At 72.4% G+C, this 19337-nt stretch carries 19 protein-coding genes; 2 read left to right on the forward strand and 17 right to left on the reverse strand.

The window, feature by feature from the left end:
- Positions 1-265: 265 nt before the first annotated feature.
- The 9 genes from ACIA8L_RS54680 to nadD all read right to left on the reverse strand — a co-directional run bounded on the left by ACIA8L_RS54680 (position 266) and on the right by nadD (position 9484).
- Positions 266-2428, reverse strand: a complete 2163-nt coding sequence (locus tag ACIA8L_RS54680) for a hypothetical protein (RefSeq protein ID WP_395917972.1) — start codon at positions 2426-2428, stop codon at positions 266-268.
- Entirely contained in the window at positions 2425-3402 is a 978-nt protein-coding gene (gene holA / locus ACIA8L_RS54685) for a DNA polymerase III subunit delta (RefSeq protein WP_395917974.1), read from the reverse strand. Before holA ends, ACIA8L_RS54680 begins: the two co-directional genes overlap by 4 nt.
- 4 nt (positions 3403-3406) lie before the next feature.
- Entirely contained in the window at positions 3407-5692 is a 2286-nt protein-coding gene (locus tag ACIA8L_RS54690) for a DNA internalization-related competence protein ComEC/Rec2 (protein ID WP_395917976.1), read from the reverse strand.
- Positions 5689-6363 (reverse strand): helix-hairpin-helix domain-containing protein, encoded by a 675-nt coding sequence (locus ACIA8L_RS54695; protein ID WP_395917977.1) that lies wholly within the window; start codon positions 6361-6363, stop codon positions 5689-5691. The genes ACIA8L_RS54690 and ACIA8L_RS54695 overlap by 4 nt, the downstream gene beginning before the upstream one ends.
- An 83-nt stretch (positions 6364-6446) precedes the next feature.
- Positions 6447-7307 (reverse strand): DegV family protein, encoded by an 861-nt coding sequence (locus ACIA8L_RS54700; RefSeq protein WP_395917979.1) that lies wholly within the window; start codon positions 7305-7307, stop codon positions 6447-6449.
- Between the two features lie 17 nt (positions 7308-7324).
- A complete protein-coding gene (locus ACIA8L_RS54705) occupies positions 7325-7702 on the reverse strand; it encodes a hypothetical protein (protein ID WP_395917980.1) in 378 nt (125 codons plus the stop codon).
- 44 nt (positions 7703-7746) lie between these two features.
- Positions 7747-8346, reverse strand: a complete 600-nt coding sequence (locus ACIA8L_RS54710) for a histidine phosphatase family protein (RefSeq protein ID WP_395917982.1) — start codon at positions 8344-8346, stop codon at positions 7747-7749.
- A gap of 79 nt (positions 8347-8425) precedes the next feature.
- The gene (rsfS, locus tag ACIA8L_RS54715) at positions 8426-8809 is read right to left on the reverse strand and encodes a ribosome silencing factor (RefSeq protein WP_395917984.1); all 384 of its coding nucleotides are present in this window, start codon (positions 8807-8809) and stop codon (positions 8426-8428) included.
- 81 nt (positions 8810-8890) lie between these two features.
- Positions 8891-9484 carry a nicotinate-nucleotide adenylyltransferase gene (nadD, locus tag ACIA8L_RS54720; protein WP_395918028.1) on the reverse strand — a complete coding sequence of 198 codons (594 nt, stop codon included), beginning with the start codon at positions 9482-9484 and terminating at the stop codon, positions 8891-8893.
- 144 nt (positions 9485-9628) lie between these two features.
- On the opposite strand from nadD, the gene ACIA8L_RS54725 reads away from it, so the two are divergent.
- Positions 9629-9841 (forward strand): DUF397 domain-containing protein, encoded by a 213-nt coding sequence (locus tag ACIA8L_RS54725; RefSeq protein WP_395918030.1) that lies wholly within the window; start codon positions 9629-9631, stop codon positions 9839-9841.
- 61 nt (positions 9842-9902) lie between these two features.
- On the opposite strand, the gene ACIA8L_RS54730 is transcribed toward ACIA8L_RS54725, so the two are convergent.
- Both ACIA8L_RS54730 and ACIA8L_RS54735 read right to left on the reverse strand, forming a co-directional pair.
- Positions 9903-10433 (reverse strand): hypothetical protein, encoded by a 531-nt coding sequence (locus ACIA8L_RS54730; protein WP_395917986.1) that lies wholly within the window; start codon positions 10431-10433, stop codon positions 9903-9905.
- Between the two features lie 5 nt (positions 10434-10438).
- Entirely contained in the window at positions 10439-10612 is a 174-nt protein-coding gene (locus ACIA8L_RS54735) for a hypothetical protein (RefSeq protein WP_395917988.1), read from the reverse strand.
- A 300-nt stretch (positions 10613-10912) separates the two neighbouring features.
- On the opposite strand from ACIA8L_RS54735, the gene trpS reads away from it, so the two are divergent.
- On the forward strand, positions 10913-11953 hold the full coding sequence (trpS, locus tag ACIA8L_RS54740) for a tryptophan--tRNA ligase (RefSeq protein ID WP_395917989.1): 1041 nt from the start codon (positions 10913-10915) through the stop codon (positions 11951-11953).
- Here trpS and ACIA8L_RS54745 read toward each other — a convergent pair.
- The 6 genes from ACIA8L_RS54745 to ACIA8L_RS54770 form a co-directional block, all read right to left on the reverse strand.
- A complete protein-coding gene (locus tag ACIA8L_RS54745) occupies positions 11886-13046 on the reverse strand; it encodes a hypothetical protein (protein WP_395917991.1) in 1161 nt (386 codons plus the stop codon). The two genes, trpS and ACIA8L_RS54745, sit on opposite strands and share 68 nt — an antisense overlap.
- 16 nt (positions 13047-13062) lie before the next feature.
- Positions 13063-13986: a GNAT family N-acetyltransferase gene (locus tag ACIA8L_RS54750; RefSeq protein WP_395917993.1), complete on the reverse strand. Its 924-nt coding sequence runs from the start codon at positions 13984-13986 to the stop codon at positions 13063-13065.
- A 69-nt stretch (positions 13987-14055) separates the two neighbouring features.
- Complete coding sequence (gene obgE, locus ACIA8L_RS54755) at positions 14056-15504, reverse strand: GTPase ObgE (RefSeq protein WP_395917994.1); 1449 nt, start codon at positions 15502-15504, stop codon at positions 14056-14058.
- Between the two features lie 222 nt (positions 15505-15726).
- Entirely contained in the window at positions 15727-16002 is a 276-nt protein-coding gene (gene rpmA / locus ACIA8L_RS54760) for a 50S ribosomal protein L27 (protein WP_395917996.1), read from the reverse strand.
- A gap of 10 nt (positions 16003-16012) precedes the next feature.
- Positions 16013-16327 (reverse strand): 50S ribosomal protein L21, encoded by a 315-nt coding sequence (gene rplU, locus ACIA8L_RS54765; protein ID WP_395917997.1) that lies wholly within the window; start codon positions 16325-16327, stop codon positions 16013-16015.
- Between the two features lie 139 nt (positions 16328-16466).
- Positions 16467-19316, reverse strand: a complete 2850-nt coding sequence (locus tag ACIA8L_RS54770; RefSeq protein ID WP_395917999.1) for an Rne/Rng family ribonuclease — start codon at positions 19314-19316, stop codon at positions 16467-16469.
- Positions 19317-19337: the final 21 nt, after the last annotated feature.

Genomic DNA, 19337 nt, shown 5'->3' on the forward strand with positions numbered 1-19337 from the left:
CGACAGCGACAGCGCCTGAATCCGCTCGCAGCGCGAAATTCCGCCCGTCGGGGTATAAATCCGATATGTCGGGCTAGCGAAGCGCCCGACATATCGGGCCAACGTCAGCGAGCGTCAGCCGGTCGAGGTGAACAGGCCAAAAAAGTGGCCTTGGAAGAGCTCGAAAGCCTTCCAAGGCCACACACACCGGCACTCACATGCCGGATAAATGGGAATTACCGGTTGCCGGCCGGCCCTCGTAGGAGAGCCGGCGGAGCAAAGTCGATCAGGCGAACCGCCCCTGGTTGATGCCGCCCGTGCGCTGCCGGGCCAGGTCGTCGTCCGAGCGCCACCCGCGGTCCGCGTGCCGGCCGGTCGTGAAGTGGCCCGACGTGACGTTGTCGGTGTCCTCGGACCGCCGCCGGCCCTGCGGCTGCTGCCGGGCGTGCCGGCCGCCGGGCTCCCGGTTCGGCGCGGCTTCCCCGTGGCCCTGCTCACTGTGTCCGTGCCCGTGCTCGCCGCGTCCGTGCTCGCTGTGCCCGCGCTCACCGTGCCCGCGCTCACCGTGGTCGTGCTCGCCATGGCCCTGCTCGCCGTAGCCGTACTCGCTGGAGACAGGTTCGCCGTAGCCGGGCTCGCCGGGGACCGGGACGCCGTAGCCGTACTCGCCGGGGACAGGTTCGCCGTAGCCGGGCTCGCCGGGGACCGGGACGCCGTAGCCGTACTCGCCGGGGACAGGTGCGCCGTAGCCTTGCTCGCCGGGGACAGGGTCGCCGGTGCCGGGCTCGGGGTGGCCGGGGTGGGCTCGGTTGCGCTGCGCGTGGTCGTGGTCTTCGCCGCCGCGCCGGTGTTCGCCGGTGGTGCCGGAGCGGCTCCGCCAGCCGTACGGGTCGTCGGTGCGACTGTCCCCCGAGCGGTACGCCTCGCCGCGCGCCGCCAGGTCCCGGGCCGCCTGCTCGCGGCTGGCCTCCGCGTAGGCCGAGGCGCTGTTCTCGCCGGTGTAGTCGGAGACGTAGTCGGGCGCGCCGGGTTCCCACTCGCCGTAGGTGCCCCAGGAGCCGCGCGAGCCGTACGGCGATCGAGCCCGCCATGCGGCCTGGTCGGCGAAGCCGGTCTCGTCGTCCCAGTCCTGGGCGTTCTGCTGCGCGGGGGCGTACTGGCCGGAGCTGTAGCCGTAGTGCTCCCCAGAGGCGTGCTGTCCCCCGCGGCCGTACTGTGCCGCCGCGTCCTGCTCGGCCCAGGCCGACCGGTCGCCCCAGGCGGCCTCGCTGCCCCAGTTGGCCTGCCCGTTGCCGCTGACCGCGGAGTTCCAGGCCGCGCGGTCGTCCCAGCCACCGGTGCTGGTGCTGGTGCCGGGGTCGACCGGCCAGTCGGTCCGGGCGTCGTTGCTTATTGCGTGCGTCGGCTCCGCGACCTGCTCCAGCCACGGGTCCACGGCCGGCCGGTCGCCGCTCCACTCCGAAGGGTGCAGCGGCCGCGACCGCTGGAACCCGTGCGAGTCGGTGTCGGTCCACTCGTCCCCGGCCGCGTGCGCCTCGGCGTACGCGCCGCTCACGTAGGTCGAACCGGCGGCATGAGCACCGGACCCGTCGGCGGCGTAAACAGCCTCGGCGACATAAGCACCCTCGGCGGCGTACGCGCTCTCAGCGACGTAAGCACCCTCGACGGCGTACGCGCTCTCAGCGACATACGCGCCCTCGGCGGCATGCGCACCCGTGCTGCTCTCGACGGACATCGGAGCCGGGTCAGCGGTCGTCTCCGCGACGGCGGGCGAGATCCCGTATCCGGCGTCGACCACCTCGCGAGCCGCCTCGTCCGCCGAGTGCCGGGGCTCATCCGCCGAGTGCCGCGACCCGCCGCCGACCCCGCCGTCCTTGGCCGGCAACGAGATCTTGATGACGCCGACCTTCTTGCGCTGCGCCGGCGGCTCGATCGTCCGAGTCCGCGTCGCACCGCCGGCCGCCCTCGAACCGCCGCCGGAGCCAGCGCCGACCGCAGCCCCCGAGCCGGAACCCGAGCCCGAGCCTGAGGCAGAGCCGGAGCCGGCCGCGGACCGTGCGGCCCGGCCGGCGCGGGCGATCTCGTCGCGATCGAGCGTCGTCGTGGTCCGTCGTGCAACCGAGGGCGTGTCGTCGGTCCGGTCATCCGAATCCACCCGGGTGGATGACGCTCGTTCGGATGAACCCCGATCCGCTGCCCGCGCCATGGCGCGGGCGCGGCGGGATCCACCGATGACCATGTCGTTGACCTTGACCATGATCGCTACGACGGCCGGCAGGACTGGAACCGCCCACCAACTGACCAACTCCGCGAGGGCCAGCAGCACGCCGGCCGCGATCATGCACTCGAACAGCAGGAAACTCACGAACCCGCCCACGTGCAGGTGCCGAAGCCGCAGCGCGCGCACGTACAGCGGTGCCTGTTGCGCGAACCCGTTGCTCGTTGTCATCGTCCTATTCCTCCACCGCGCGCAGCGACCACTGCGAACACTGCCCGCTCGAGCGCATAGCCGCGGTCATCAGATCCACCCTTCACGGCCGCGTTGCACTCTGCGGCCGCTCGCATGGCATCAACGAGTGCCTCGGCCGTCCAGCCACGGGCTTGGCGCTGCGCGCGTTCGACCTTCCACGGAGGCATTCCCAAACTTCCGGCGAGTTGGTATGCGTTGCCCTTGCCGGCGGAGGCCACCCGGGCGACGGTCCGGACCCCGTCGGCGATGGCGTCGGCGATGGGTACCGGGTCGACCCCGACGTGCAGCGCCCAGCGCAGTGCCTCCAGCGCGGCGGCCGCGTCGCCCACCATGACGGCGTCGGCGACGGTGAACCCGGACACCTCGGCCCGGCCGGTGTAATACTGCGCGACGGTCTTCGCGTCGATCCGCCCGCCGGTGTCGGCGACGAGCTGGGAGCAGGCCGCGACGATCTCCCGGAGCTCGTTGCCGACGGCCGCGAGGAGCGCCTCGGCCGCGTCCTCGGTGATCTTGCCGCCTTGCCGCCGGATCTCGTTCTTGACGAAGTCGACCCGCTCGCGGTGCTTGGTGATCTTCATGGCCGGCACGACGTCGGCGCCGGCCGCCTTGAACCCGTCGGCGAGCGCCTTGCCCTTGGCTCCGCCGGGGTGGGTGACGACGAGCACGACGTCGTCCTCGGGCTGCTTGGCGTAGGTCAGCAGCGCCGCCGACACGTCCTTCTTCGCGTCCTGCCCGTCGAGCACGACGATGACCCGCCGCCCGCCGAACAGCGACGGGCTCAGCATCTCGGCCAGCTCCCCCGCGACCAGCTCCCCGCCGGTCCGCTGCCGCACCTCGGTGTCGGGCTCCTCGGCCCGGGCGGCGGCGATGGTCTCGGCAACGGCCCGGGCGACGAGAAGCTCCTCGTCACCGGTCACCAGGCGAAGGTGCGGCAGATTCGACACGCAGGCCATCGTGTCACGCTCCCCGGGCCGCGACCGCGAGCCGACCGTCCCCGTCCCGCAGCACCGCGAGATCCCCGGACCGGTCGGTACGCAGCACCCGCGCACCGCCCCGCGCGAGCCGGGCCAGCACCACCGCGCTGGGGTGCCCGTAGGTGTTGCCCACACCCACGCTGACCAGGGCGACCCGCGGATTGACGGCATCCAGGAAGGCGGCCTCCTGGTAGCTGGAGCCGTGGTGCGCGACCTTGAGCACGTCGGCCCGCAGGAGGCCGGCCTCGGCCAGCAGGCTGAGCTGCTCCTCGTTTTCCGCGTCTCCGGTCAGCAACACCCGGAACCCGCCGGTGGTGACCGCCAGCACCAGCGAGTTGTTGTTGGGGTCGGAGTTGGTCCCGGTGACGGCCCGTATCGGCCCGAGGACCTCGATCCGCACCCCGCCCACGAGCAGCGTCGACCCCGCGGCCGCACCGGTCACCGGCGGCATACCGCGGGCCAGCACGGCCGATCGGGTCGCAGCCGGCTCGGTGAACGCGGGTGCGAGGAGCCCGCCGACCGACCGCCCGCGCAGCACCCCGTCGAGCCCGCCGACGTGATCCACGTGGAAGTGGCTGATGACCAGCAACGGCACCTGCCGCACCCCGAGCCGCCGCAGGCACCCGTCGACGGCCTCCGGCTCCGGCCCGGCGTCGACCACCACGGCCGCACCCGGCCCGGCGGCCACGGCGAGGGCGTCGCCCTGCCCGACGTCACAGGCGACGACCAGCCACCCGGGCGGCGGCCAGCCGGCGGCCAGGAACCGGACCGGCACCGCCCCGAGGACGGCCGCCACGGCCACCACCAGCACCCAGCGCCGCACCACCGGCCACCGGAACCCGATCAGCACGGCCGCGACCAGCGCACTGAGCAGCAGCCCGCCCGCCACCCCGCCGGGCCAGGGCAGCAGCCCCGCCGGCACATCGGCCCCGACGTGCGCGACGAGCACCAGCCACCGCGCCGGCCACGACGCGATCCAGGCCGCGAACGCCGCCAGCGTTGGAAGCAGCGGTGACAGTATCGCCGAAACGATCCCAGCCACCGTCGCCGGAGCCACCGCTGGCGCCGCCAGCAGGTTTGCCGGCACCGTGGTGAGGCTGACCGTCGCCGAGATCGCCGCGATGACGGGCGCGCACGCGGCCTGCGCGGCCGCGGGCACGGCGACCGCCTCCGCCGCGGCCGCCGACCAGCCCTTTTCCTGCAGCGCCGCACTCCACCGCGGCGCGATGAGCACCAGCCCACCGGTGGCCAGCGCCGAGAGCGCGAACCCGGCGTCGACGGCGAGCGACGGGTCGATGACGACCAGCCCGAGGACCCCGGCGGCCAGCGACGGCAGCGCCGCCCGCGGCCGCCCGAGGGCCAGTGCCACCAGCGCCAGCCCGCCCATGGCGGCGGCCCGCAGGACGCTCGGCGAGGGCCGCACGAGCACCACGAACCCGGCGATGGCCAGCACGCAGACGACCGCCGCCACCCGCGGCCCGGCCCGGCACCACCGCACGAGCACCAGCACCAGCCCGACCACGATCGCCAGATTCGCCCCGGATACAGCCGTCAAATGCGTCAGCCCGGTGGTACGGAAGTCGGCCGCCAGCTCCGGGTCGAGCCGGCTGGTGTCCCCGACCACCAGCCCCGGCAGCAGCCCGCCGGGCTCGGCCGGCAGCCCCGCGCAGGCCCGCTGCAGCCCCGATCGCAGCGCCCCGGCCGCCCGCTGCGCCCAAGGCGCCACCCCGACGAGCCGCGGCCCCGACCCGACCGAGAGCAGCGCCGCCTGGAGGTCCCCGCCCCCGGCCGGCGACAGCCGGGCCGAGGCTTCGGCCGCCTGCCCCGGCAGCAGCCCGAGCCAGCCGCGGTCGTCGGCCAGCACCAGCACCCGGGCGGAGAGGGTGACCCGCCGCCCGTCGTCCAGGTCGACCCACTCCAGCCGGGCCGGCACCACGACCGTCGCGTCCCGCCCGATGTGCGCCCGGCCGAGCCGCGGATCGTCGGTGATCCGCAGCCCGACCGCGACCGTGGCGTGCCGGGCGGCCAGCCCGTGCAGCGGCTCCGCGTCCCGCTCGCCGATCCGGGCCGCGGTCGCCGCCGACCCGCAGGCCACCCCGGCGGCGATCGCCGCGACCACCCACCTGGCCCCGCCGCCGGGCCGCACGACCGCCACCAGCAGCGCGGCCCCGGCGAGGGCCCATCCGCCCCCGGCGGGCAGGAACAGCGATCCGATGGCCGCGAGCCAGCACCCCACCGCCGCACCGGCCAGCCGAAGGTCCGCGTTCATACCGTCACGCGGTCCTTGAGCTGCTTGAACTTGGCGTCTCCGATGCCTTCGACCTGCCGCAGGTCGGTGACGGCCCGGAAGCCGCCGTGCGCCTCGCGGTAGTCGATGATCCGCTGGGCCAGCACCTCCCCGATCCCGGGCAACGTCCGCAGATCCGCGACGGAGGCGGTGTTGAGGTCGACCAGCCCGCCGCCCGTGGGCCCGGCGGCCGCGGCGGGCGGCGGCGTGATGCCGACGGCGATCATCTCCCCGTCGACCACCTTGCGCGCGAGGTTGAGCCCGGCGAGGTCCACGCCGTTCGCCACCCCGCCGGCCGCTTCGATGGCGTCCGCCACCCGTGACCCGGCCGGCAGCCGCACGAGCCCGGGCCGGTTGACCTTCCCGGTGACCGACACGATCAGCACGACCGGCGAAGGCGCGGCGCTCGGCCCCGCCGCCGACACCGCCCCGACCGGCGGCGCCGCGCTCACCTGGGGCCGCTTCCACCAGAACAGCCCGGCCGCGCCGACCACCACGACCACGGCTACGGCCAGCAGCACCCGCCACCCGGGCCGCCCCGGATCGAAGGCGGCCAAGGGTCTTCGCCGCTCCTGGAAGGCCTCATCCCATGGATAGTCATCATCACGTTTGGGCAGCTCGGTGACCCGGAGTTCATCCTCGACGCGCAACATGCGAGCAGGCTAGGCCGACCCGCCGCCACCCCGCTCGACCCCTGTGGATAACTCGCCAAGCCTGTGGAAAAACCTGGGGATAACTACACCCGGTGCACCACGACGGCGACCATGCCAGGGCCGACATGAGCCCCGACAACCGCACCGACCTCGGTCAGATAAGCACCGCGAAGCCGCTCACCAAGTCGCTCCTTCAGCGTCGTGAGCAGCGCATCCGCCCGATCCGGAGCCACCAGATGGTGCACCGCGACATCGACATCCGACGACCCCGCCGACTCGACCGCGATATCCACCAGCCGGGCGAGGGCGCGACTGGCCGTGCGCACCTTCTCCCGCACCACCACCCCCTGCTCCGAGGCGTGCAGGATCGGCTTCACCGAGAGCGCCGTCCCCAGCAGCGCGGCCGCCGCCCCGATCCGCCCGCCGCGCCGCAGGAACTCCAGCGTGTCGACGTAGAACAGCGTCGTGGTGCGGGCGGCCGCGTCCTCGGCCGCCGACCGTACCGCCGCCAGCTCTGCTCCTGAAGCCGCCGCGTCCGCCGCCGCCAGGGCCGGGAAGCCCAGCCCCATGCCGGTCGACTGGGTGTCGATGACCTCGACCTTGCCGTCGAACTCGGCCGCGGCCAGGCAGGCCGCCTCATAGGTGCCGGAGAGCTTGGCCGACAGGTGCACCGAGAGCACCGCCGACGCCCCCGAGTCGAGCAGCTCGCGGTAGACAGTCGAGAAGGCGTCGGGCGAGGGCCGGGACGTGGTGACGGCGACCCGGCGGGCGTTGAGGGCCTCGGCCACGGTCGCGGAGTCGACGTCGACGGTTTCCAGGCCCGGTACGCCGTTGACGACCACGGCCAGCGGTACGACGGTGAGGCGCCCGCCCGCGGCGGTGGCGGGCAGCGGCGGCAGATACGCGGTCGAGTCGGTGACCACGGCGACAGCGGGGCGGGTCATGACGGCACGGTAGCCGGTCAGTTCTCCACTCGGGTAACCCGGAACGGAGTCCCCTGCTGGCAGGTGCTCATGAGGCCGGGCTCGGGCCGACCGTAGACGGTCACCGTCGTGCCGGTGCGCAGTGCCGTCTTGTCCCCGCCGACCAGCAGATATGTCTCCTGTTCAGCGGTGGCCAGCAGGACGCACCCAGGCTCCACGCCGTCTTTCACGACCCCCCGGAGCGAGACCTCCGCTGATCCAGCCCCCGGCGAAGACGAAGGCGCCGGCGACAGCGACGGCGCACCGGAAGACGCGACGACGGGCGGCGGCCCGGTGACCGGCGACGAGGTCGAACCACATCCGGCGAGCCCCCCGACCAGGAGCCCGCCACCGACGATCAGCGCTACAAACCTCATGACACCTTCGACGCTAGACCGCCCGGATCGGTTCCGGGCCGCGATCACGGCAGGTTGTGCGCCTCGAGCATCCAACCCCGCCGGGGATCCCGCCGCAGCACGGTCCGGTGACAGTTGTGCAGCGGCGCGAACGTGGACGCATAGGTCAACGGCCACTCCAGCAATGCCACCGCCGCCAGCCGAGCCGCCGCCCCGTGCGTGGCCGCCACGACGACAGCGTCCGGCCCGGCCGCGTCCACGGCCTCCAGCAGCGCGGCCGCCATCCGCTTGGCCACCGCACCGGTCTCCTCGACCCCCGCCGCCTCGACCTCTTCGCCCGACCGCCACCGCGCGAACGCCTCGGGCCAGCGGGCACTGGCGGCCGGATGGTCGAGCCCCTCCCACTCACCGAAGCCGCGCTCCCGCAGCCGCGAGTCGTAGGACGCGGCCAACCCGGTCAGCGCGGTCAGGGCCGCCGCCGTCGTGGAAGCACGCTGCAGGTCACTGGAGACGAGCACGGTCGGCCGCATGGCGGCCACGCGCGGGGCACTCTCCGCCGCCTGCGCGAGCCCGATCGAAGACAGGGACGTGTCGGTCTGCCCCTGAATCCGCCGGTTCGCGTTCCACTCCGTCTGACCGTGCCGCCAAAGAACCAGCACCGTCATGCCGTGGCCTCCGCAAGCTCCGGCTCCGACACGGCGACCGTCCCCCGGCGCCCGGCCACTCCGCTTCGCTCCGGACCGGTCACGCGGTGGCAGGCAGGTCGCGATCGACGAACTCGATCTGCGGGCAGTCCTTCCACAGGCGGTCCAGCGCGTAGAACTCGCGCTCCTCGGTGTGCTGCACGTGCACCACGATGTCGACGTAGTCCAGCAGCACCCACCGCCCTCCGCGCTCGCCCTCGCGGCGCACCGGCTTCGCCTTCTCCGGCAGCTCGGTCAGCCGCTCCTCGATCGCGTCCACGATCGACAGGACCTGGCGCTCGTTGGGCGCCGAGGCGATCAGGAAGGCGTCAGTGATGACCAGCTGGTCGGCCACGTCGAGGATCATGATGTCCTCGGCCTTCTTGTCGGCGGCCGCCTGCGCGGCGGCGAGCGCCAGCTCTACAGCACGCTCAGTGGCGGGCACCGGTCTCCCTTCGTCGAACCATCCCGGACAACGCTCCCGGGCTACTCCCAAGCCTAGAGCCCGGGTACGACATTTTGCTTCTCAGATGTTGTCGACTTTTCGGTACAAACCTCGCTTAGCGATGTACTGCACCACCCCGTCGGGCACCAGATACCAGACCGGCTTGCCCTCCTCGACCCGCCGCCGGCAGTCGGTGGAGGAGATCGCCATGGCCGGGACCTGCACCAGGCTGACCGTGTCGGCCGGCAGATGTTCGGCGCTCAGGTCGAAGCCGGGCCGGGTCACGCCGACGAAATGCGCGAGCGCGAACAGGTCGGCCGCGTCCTTCCACGAGAGGATCTTGCCCAACGCATCGGCGCCCGTGATGAAGAACATTTCGGCATCGGTACCGTATGCAGCCCGTAAATCGCGCAGCGTGTCCACGGTGTACGTGGGCCCGCCGCGGTCGATATCGACCCGGCTGACGGTGAAGCGGGGGTTGGAGGCGGTCGCGATGACCGTCATGAGGTAGCGATCTTCGGCCGGGCTGACTGCGACCTCGCTCTTCTGCCAGGGCTCCCCGGTCGGGACGAACACCACCTGGTCGAGCGCGAACCGGCCGGCCACCTCGCTCGCCGCCACGAGGTGCCCGTGGTGGATCGGGTCGAAGGTGCCGCCCATGATGCCAACACGCATCACCGCATCGTAATGATCAGAGATCGGAACCGGCGCAGTGCCAAGCATCACCCTAAAGAGCGAGCCTGAAGAGCGAGCACCGGCACGGGCCGCGCCCGGGTGAGCCGAACACGGTCGGTAAGCGGTACGGTGACGCCCATGACGATGTCCCACCCCAAGGGCGACTTCGACAGTGCCCGCGCCGAGTGGCGCTCGGCCCCCGGCGACAGCCACGGCAGCCGCGTCGAGGTGGCGTTCGTCGACGATCTCATCGGCCTGCGCAACGGCGCCGACCCGAGCAGCCCCATCCTGGTCTTCACCCAGGACGAGTGGGACGCTTTCGTGGCGGGCGCCAAAGACGGCGAGTTCGACGTCTGAGCACGCCCACCACAAAAAACGTTCACCACGAAACGTTCACCACAGCCAACCGAACAATCGCTCAGAGCAGCGACCGCAGCGGCGTCATCCGCTCCAGCCGCGGCGCCAGCGCGCGCACCCGCAGCGTGAGCGAGACCGCCTCCAAGGCCGCCTCCTCGTCGACGCCCCCGGGCAGTGGCCACCGCTCCGCGACCTCGGACCAGTCGTAGACGGGCCGCCGCGGGTGCGGCCCGACCGGCGCCGGCAACTCCCAGCCCCGCACCGCGGTGAGGGCCCGGTCGAACCGCTCGGCGATGGTCTCGACCGTGACCAGGGAGTCGTCGGCCATGACGGCGGCGATCCCGAGCCCGGCCACGTCCAGGTCACGCACCGCGGACACCACGGCGTCGATGAACGTGGGCGCCGGCCGGTCGAACGCCACCCAGCCCACCCACCCGGAGTCCGCCGCCGCGCCGGTCGGCAGCGACGGTGTGACCGGCAGCGCCCCGCCGCCCGGCAGCACCTCCACGCACAGGTCGTCGGCCCGCGCGAACAGCGCATCCGCGGCCTCGTCGGCCGGCGGCCCGGCCACGAGCAGCCGGAACTGCCGCACCCGCATCACGGCCGCCGCCCGCAGGCCCGGTGCCGGTGAGTGAACGCGTCGATCCGCCGCGCCACCCGCTCGGCCGCCGGCCCGCGCGGCACGGCCGCCGGTATGCCGAGCCAGCCCCGGCACCCCGGGCACTCCAGCCGCAGCCAGGCCCGGTCTTCAGTGAATGCAACATCCTCCACAGCTACCTCCCCCGTCGATCACCATCCCCCGTCCCACAAGCCAACACGACAAAACCCCGCTTGGGAGGGGCCAGCAACGCCCCCACCAAATTTGACAAACACCCCCCGCTGCTACTATTGGGCCATGTCGTCGCGCACCGTCCGTTCGAACAGCTGGCGCGCCCCATAGGGGCGGCCTGACTTCGCGCGCATCGCGACAACCCCAGCCAGACACCAGGGCCGCCCGCAACCGGGCGGCCTTCGGCATTTGCGCACCTCAACGCCCGGACCGGCGGCCCTCCATCAGGAGGGAACGAACCCATGTCCACCCGTCGCATCTCCGGCTTCAAGCCCACCGGCCCACTGCAGCTCGGCAACTACCTGGGCGCGATCCGCCCCACGGTCCAGGGCCAGGACCGGCCGACCGTCGTCTTCGTCGCCGATCTGCACGCCCTGACCGTCCCGCACGATCCCGAACGGCTCCGTGAACTGACCCGCCAGGTCGCCGGCCTGCTGCTGGCGGCGGGCGTGGACCCGGACCGCACTGTTCTGTACCGCCAGTCCGACCTGCCCGCCCACACCGAGCTGCACTATCTCCTCGAATGCGCGGCCGGCTACGGAGAAGTACACCGGATGATTCAGTTCAAAGAAAAAGGCGGTGGCAGTGGTACTCGTCTGAGTCTGCTGACCTACCCCGTGCTCATGGCCGCGGACATCCTGCTGCACGACATCACCGAGGTGCCGGTCGGCCGCGACCAGCGCCAGCACGTCGAGCTCACCCGCGACCTGGCCCTGCGCTTCAACGAGCGGCACGGGCCTGTTCTCACCGTTCCGCAGGCCGTGCACCCGCAGGTCGCGGCCCGGGTGGCGGACCTGGCCGACCCGGCCGCGAAGATGGGCAAGACGAACGCGAGCACCAACGGCGTGCTCTTCCTGCTCGACCCGCCCGACGTGCTCCGCCGCAAGATCATGCGGGCCGTCACCGACGCCGGCACCGAGGTCACCTACGACCCGGAGCGCAAGCCGGGCGTGTCGAACCTGCTCGACCTACTGGCCACCTGTACCGCTCGGGAACCCTCCCAGATCGCCACAAATTACCAAAGCTACGGCCAACTCAAATCCGATGTCGCCGACGCCGTGATCGCCCTGCTCGAGCCCATCCAGCGGCGCTACTACGAGCTCACCGACGCCGACATCGAACAGTCGCTCGTTCAAGGTGCCGAAGCCGCCGCGGTCCGGGCCGACGCCACGGTGCTGCGGGTCAAGGAAGCGATGGGCCTGGCAAAGAAGCCCGTCACCAGCGGACGGCCCGCTCCCGCAGATATCCGAGCGACGCCGCCGACGGCTCCAGGGCCACGCTGAAGCGCGACGGCCGGTAGTCGATCTCCTCGACCAGCAGGTCGGCCTCGACCAGCAGCGCCCACGGCACGTGGAACCCCCGCTCGCCCGGCACGGACACGCCCACCAGATCCACAGCGGGCAGCAGCGCCGGCGTCCCGACCGTCCACTGGGCGGACGTGAACGCCGAGCCGTCCGGCCGGGCGGCGAGGGTGGCCTCGACCAGGTGCGGATCGCCCGGTTGCCGGCCGAGGGTCCGCCGCTGGTGCTCGGCGACGTCCACGGCGAGCCGCCGCACGGCCTTCGCGGCCGCCGGATAGGCCGGGTGGCCCCGGTCGGGCAGGAACGGCACCACGCGCCCGTCGTCGTCGGTCGTGTAGGCCATCGGCGACAGCGGCCGCGGCGTGCGCGCGTATTCGTCGGCGGCGAGCTCGTAGAGCTGCTCGACCAGGCGCGGCTCGTCGGCGCACACGAGCAGCATCAGCGTGCTGGGCAGGAACGCGACGGCCCGGCCGCCGACCTGCTCGTCGAGCTCGGCCAGCCAGCCCTCCAGCAGGACCCAGGAGACCAGCTGCTCGCCACCGTAGTCCGGCACGTGCAGTACCGATGGACCAAAAAATCCTGCCGAAGCGGGCAGCTCGGCGCGGGCGAGGGTCCGGTGGTGGGCGGCGGCGAAGATCTCCTCCGCGCTCACACCCCAGCGGGCCGGGCTCTCGATGTCCAGCGGGACGTCGCCGACCAGGACGACCTCGTCCAGGTGCGGCAGTGCGGGCCGGCGCAGCGTCCGGGTCCCCCGGGCCGCGTGCCGCAGGGCGAGGCGCAGCTCCGGCAGCGCCTCGGCGAACGTCTCCGGCTGCGCGGGCGGTGCGAGGCTGTGCGCCACGAACTCCCGCACGAACTGCTTGCGGTCCCCGTGGCTGCGCTGATACTGCGAGAAGGCCTTCGACAGGAATAATGTGCTGTACGCGTCCTGGCCGCATTCGCACACGATGGCGAACTGGGTCGGGCGGAATTCGGCGTCGGTGAACCCGATTCTGCGCAGCTCGGCCAGCACCTGGTCGGCAAAGCGCTCCCGCGGAGAACGGGCCGGTCGGGTCAACCGCTCGAGGATCCCCACCGATCGAACAGTAGCCTCAGGAAAGCTCGGACGCGATGGGCTCGGGAGCAATCACAAGTTTTTCGTAGCACAGGCTGAGCGGGCTGTGTACGTACGGCCCATACGGCGGAATCGGTCGGTAACCGGCCGATTCGTACAATCGGATCGACTCCGGCTGCCGAGCGCCGGTCTCGAGTCGGATGAACAGGTAGTGCGAGCCCGCGGCCAGGTCCTCCAGCGCCGCCAGCAGCCGGCGGGCAAGGCCGTTGCCGCGGTAGGCCGGCCGCACGTACATCCGCTTGACCTCGACCGTCTGGTCGTCCAGCGGCTGGATGGCCCCGCAGCCGGCCCCGACGCCGTCGACGGTGGCGACCACGAACTTGGCCCGCGGGTCGAGCGGGAACGCCCGGGCCCCGGTGTCGCTGTAGCGGTTCGCGGTCTCGTCGGCCGAGAGGGCCACGAGCTCGGTGACGGCCAGGTCCGGGGCGGCGCGACGGACCACCCGCACGTCCCGCCCGGGGTCGTCGAAGCGCTTCTCGAAGCAGCGGCTGCCCTCATACTTCACGTAGCGCCCGAACCGCGGGATGGGCCGGTAGCCGGCACCCAGGAACAGCGAGATGGCCTCGGGCGCGGTGACCCCGGCCTCCAGGCGCAGCACCCGGTGCCCGCGCGACGCGGCGAGGTCCTCCAGGGCGGCCAGCATGCGGCGGCCGAGCCCGCGGCCCCGATGACCGGGGCGGACGTAGAGCCGGGTCACCTCGGCCGCGTCGATGTCCAGCGCGAGGATGGCACCGCACGCAACGGCGTCCTCGCCGTCGACCGCGACCAGGTAGCGGGCGGCCGCGTCGACCGCGTACACGTGGCCCTCCCGGCCACCGTCCCGCGCCCGCAGCTCGACCTGCTGGTCGACGACGAGCGCGATCACCTCCGAGTCGCCCGATGGACGTTGCTCGATCAACATGGACCGACGGTACGCACCCTAAATTTCCCGGATGTTTCCCTTACCAGGCAATTCGCGTTGCGCGACGGATCAAAAATCGTCGTTGCCGGCCGGCTCTGCGGCGGAAAGTTCCTCATACGGGCGGCGCCGCGCGGCCCGCATGGCCTTGCGGTCGATCGCCCGGATGCGCTGGTTGGGGTCTTCGACGCGGTGGTCAGTGCCCCGGTTGCCGGGCACGTACTCCTCCTCGCCGAACTGGTTCGGCTGCCAGTCGAATTCACGAGGGCCAATGCGAACGGGGTCGCCGGGCTGCGCTCCCGCCTTCTTGAGCGCCGTTTCGACGCCGAGGCGGGCGAGGCGGTCGGCAAGATACCCGACGGCCTCGTCGTTGTCGAAGTTCGTCTGGCGTACCCAGCGCTCGGGGGCGCCGCCGTGGACCACGAACACGCCCTCGTCGTCGCGGTCGATGGTGAAGCCGCTGTCGTCGACGGCGACGGGCCGGATCACGATCCGGGTCCGCTCCGGCGCGGGAGTGGCCAGCCGGTGCTCCTTGACCAGCCCGGCCAGGGCGAACGTCAGCTCCCGCAGGCCTTCGTGGGAGACGGCGCTGACCAGGTGCACGGTGTAGCCGCGGGCCTCCAGCTCGGGCCGCATGATCTCGGCCAGGTCCCGCCCGTCGGGCACGTCGATCTTGTTCAGCACGACGAGCCGCGGCCGGTCCTCCAGCCCCCCGTACGCGCTGAGCTCCGCCTCGATCGCGTCGATGTCCGACACCGGGTCCCGCTCGGTCTCCAGGGCCGCCGTGTCGACGATGTGGGCCAGGACCGAGGTGCGCTCGATGTGCCGGAGGAACTCCAGCCCCAGCCCCTTGCCGGTGGCCGCGCCGGGGATGAGCCCGGGCACGTCGGCGACGGTGAACGTCTCGTCACCGGCCTGCACGACCCCGAGGTTGGGCACGAGCGTCGTGAACGGGTAGTCGGCGATCTTGGGCCGGGCCGCGGAGATGGCCGCGATCAGCGACGACTTCCCGGCCGACGGAAACCCCACGAGCCCGACGTCGGCGACGCTCTTGAGCTCGAGCACGACGTCGATCTCCTCGCCGGGCTCGCCGAGCTCGGCGAAGCCGGGGGCCTTGCGCTTGGTGTTCGCGAGGGAGGCGTTCCCGCGCCCGCCGCGCCCGCCGCGGGCGAGCTCGAACTTCGTCCCGGCGCCCACAAGGTCGGCGAGCACCTCACCGTCCATGCTCTGCACGACGGTGCCGTCGGGCACCCTCAGCTCGAGCGTGGCGCCGTTGGCCCCGTCCCGGTCGTTCCCGGCTCCCCCGGCACCCTTGGGCGCCTTCTGGTGCGGGTGGAAGTGAAAATCAAGCAGCGTGTGTACTCCGGGATCGACGACGAGCGTCACGCTGCCCCCATGCCCCCCGTCGCCGCCGTCAGGTCCACCGAAAGGCTTGAACTTCTCTCGGTGAATGGATACACAGCCGTGCCCGCCGTCGCCGGCCTTCACATGCAGCACGGCCCGGTCAACGAACGAAGTCACAGCAAACACCCTTCAAATGCAAAGAACCATGGCTCGGGCGCGCCGTGGGCGCGACCGTTGCTCCCGCCAGACACCGGTCGGCGCTGGGGCGCCTCCCTGCCAGATCCGCGATAAATGCGGTCAGAACAAGCGGGCCCTGACGGCCCGCAAAAGCAAGGCCCGAGAAACAGCAACGGCGGGCGAGGCACTTTCATGCCCTGCCCGCCGCGAAAAGCTACTGAATCAGCCCTCGGCCGACGCGGAAACCGTCGGCGGTGTGATGCTGACCGTCTTGCGGCCGCGCTTGGTGCCGAAGGTCACGTGACCCGGCGCCAGTGCGAACAGCGTGTCGTCGCCACCGCGGCCGACCAGGTCGCCCGGGTGGAACTTGGTGCCGCGCTGGCGGATGATGATCTCGCCGGCGTTGACCAGCTGGCCACCGAACCGCTTCACGCCGAGCCGCTGGGCGGCGGAGTCGCGCCCGTTTCGCGAGCTGGACGCACCCTTTTTGTGTGCCATCGCGCTTGCCCTACTTCCCGGTGGAGATGCCGGTGACCTTCACCTGGGTCAGCGGCTGGCGGTGACCCTGGCGCTTGTGGTAGCCGGTCTTGTTCTTGAACTTGTGGATCCGGATCTTCGGACCCTTGGTGTGCGCGACGACCTCTGCGGTCACCGCGGAGCCGGCAAGCTTGGCCGCGTCGGTGATGAGGTCATCGCCGTCGACAAGCAGGACAGCGGAGAGCGTCAGCGCATCGCCCGGCTCGCCCGCGAGCTTCTCGACCTCGATCACATCGCCCTCGGCGACCTTGTACTGCTTGCCGCCGGTCTTGACGATCGCGTACATGGGACGCGGACTCCTGTCGTAGCTCTGGCGGGCTGGTCGGTCGGCACCGCGCACCCCAAAGCTCTACAGGCACGCGAAAGACCCCGCGCACAAAAGTGCGCTTTGAAGAGAGTACGCCACGCATGGCGCACTCCCCAAATCAGGGCCGGGTCCGGCGGCGAACGCCACCCCGGCGAGTGCGGCGGCGGGCCCCGTTGCCGTTGCCCTCTTCGTCCTCGTCCTCGACGTTGTCCGGATCGTCCTCGGAGGCGATGGGGGTGAACCCCTCGTCCTCCTCGGCCGGCTCGGCGGTCGCGGCCTCGGCCGTCTCCTCCTCGGCGACCGCGGTGGCCCCGCGCCGGCCCCGGCGGCGGCTGCGCGGCGCGGGCGCGTCGGCCTCCTCCACGCCGCTGCTGACGCCGGGCGCGGACGTGGCCGAGGCGACCTTGGCCACCGCGTGGTTGTGCCCGCCCCCGCCGTTGCCACCGCCGCCGTTGCCGCCACCCCCACCGCCGCCGCCCCGCTTCTCCGGGATCGGCTCGGTGTGGATGATCAGGCCGCGGCCCTTGCAGACCTCACAGGTCTCGCTGAAGGCTTCGAGGAGGCCCTGCCCGACCCGCTTGCGGGTCATCTGGACCAGGCCGAGCGAGGTGATCTCGGTGACCTGGTGCTTGGTCCGGTCCCGGCCCAGGCACTCGGTCAGCCGGCGCAGCACCAGATCGCGGTTGGACTCCAGGACCATGTCGATGAAGTCGATGACGATGATGCCGCCGAGGTCGCGCAGCCGGAGCTGGTGCACGATCTCCTCGGCCGCCTCGAGGTTGTTGCGGGTGACCGTCTCCTCGAGGTTGCCGCCGGCCCCGGTGTACTTGCCGGTGTTGACGTCCACGACGGTCATGGCCTCGGTGCGGTCGATGACCAGGCTGCCGCCGGAGGGCAGGAAGACCCGCCGGTCCAGCGCCTTGATCAGCTGCTCGTCGATGCGCAGGTCGGCGAAGACGTCGCCGATGCCGGTGTAGCGCCGGACCCGGTCGACCAGGTCGGGCGAGACGTGCGACAGGTAGGGCGCGACCGACTCGTAGGCGTCGGTGCCCTGGATGACCAGCTCGCGGAAGTCCTCGTTGAACAGGTCCCGGACCACCCGCACGACGAGCTCGGGCTCCTCGTAGAGCGGGGCCGGGGCGCTGCTGCCGCGGGACTTCTCCTGGATTGCCTCCCACTGCGCCTGCAGCCGCGTGACGTCGCGCTCGAGGTCGTCCTCGGAGGCACCCTCGGCCGCGGTGCGCACGATCACGCCGGCGCCGTCGGGCACGAGGTTCTTGAGCACGTCGCGGAGGCGCTTGCGCTCCACGTCGGAGAGCTTGCGGCTGATGCCGGAGGCGTTGCCGTGCGGCACGTAGACCAGGTGCCGCCCGGACAGCGCGATGTGGCTGGTGAGCCGGGCCCCCTTGGTGCCGATGGGGTCCTTGGTGACCTGCACGAGCACCGAGTCGCCGGACTTCAGCGCCTGCTCGATGGTGCGGCCCCGCCCGTCCAGCCCGGTGGCGTCCCAGTTGACCTCACCGGCGTAGAGCACGGCGTTGCGGCCGCGGCCGATGTCGACGAACGCGGCCTCCATGCTGGGCAGCACGTTCTGGACCCGGCCGAGGTAGACGTTGCCGACCATCGAGCTCGACGACGCCCGGGTGACGTAGTGCTCGACCAGCACCTTGTCCTCGAGCACGGCGATCTGCGTGCGGTCGTTCTTCTGCCGGATGACCATGGTGCGGTCGACGGCCTCGCGGCGGGCCAGGAACTCGCTCTCGCTGAGGATCGGCGGGCGGGTGCGGCGCTGCTCGCGGCCGTCCCGGCGGCGCTGGCGCTTGGCCTCCAGCCGGGTCGAGCCGGAGACGCCCTGGACCTCGTCGCGGTCGCGCGTGGTGGTGGTGGCCCGCGGCTCCCGGATCTTGACGACCACGTGCGGGTCGTCGCCGACCTCGGTGTCGGCGGCGCCCTTGCGCCGCCGCCGGCGCCGGCGGCGGGTCAGGCCCTCGCCGTCGTCCTCGCCCTCCTCGTCGGCCACGGCCTCGGGCTCGTCGTCGCCGGCGGCCTCCTCGCCCTCGGCCTCGGCGCCGGGCTCGCCCTCGTCGAACTCGTCACCGGCGGTGCCCCGGCCGCGGCCCCGGCCGCGGCGGCCCCGCCGGCGGCGGCGTCGGCCGCTGGCGTCGAAGCCGTCCTCGTCGTCGTCCTCGTCGGTCTCGGCCTCGTCGTCGGTCTCCACGGCCGCCTCGACGGCCTCGACCGGCGCCTCGGCCACGGCGTCCTCGGCCGCGGCCCGGCCCCGGCGCCGCCGGCGGCCCCGGCTGACCGGCTCCTCCTCGGCGACGTCCTCGTCTTCGGTGGCCCGCTCGGTGATCGGGGCACGTTCGGCGAACGGGGCGCGCTCGGCAATCGGGGCGCGTTCGGCCCGCAGGGGTGCGACCTGCTCGCTGGGCGGCATGAACAGCAGCTGCACGGGGGCGGCGCGGCGGCCGCGGCGGGCCGGCGGCGGCTCCTCTTCCTCTACGACCAGGGGCTCGAGCTCCTCGGGCGTGTCGGAGTCGGCCTCGGCCTCCTCGGCCGCGAACTCCTCGGCCAGCGGCTCTTCTTCCTCGGCCTCCGCGACGGGCAGCGGCTCCGGCTCGATCACCGGCTCGGGCTCGAGGACCTTGGCCCGGCTACGCCGGGTCCGGGTGGCCTTGACCGGTGCGGGCGGTTCGTCCAGCGGAAGTGCCTGCTGTCCGGACTCGCCGCTTTCAGGGCTTTCGGCGGCCGGCGTCACCTTCCGCCGGCGGCGGGTGGTGGTTGGAGCCGGCTCTTCGGCCGGAGGCTCGGCCGGTTGCTCCTCGGCGGCCGGCGCCTCGGCGGCGGCCTTGGTGGTCCGGCGGCGCGTGCGCCGCACGGGTGCGGTGGTCTCGTCTTCGCTGGCTGCGGCAGCAGCCACCGGCTCTTCGCCGGTGGTCTCGCCGCTCGCCGACTCGTTGTCGAACATGCGGACGTTCTCCAGTTCTGG

Origin of the sequence: Dactylosporangium sp. NPDC051541 (genome assembly GCF_044454505.1) — a bacterium.
Lineage (GTDB): Bacteria > Actinomycetota > Actinomycetes > Mycobacteriales > Micromonosporaceae > Dactylosporangium.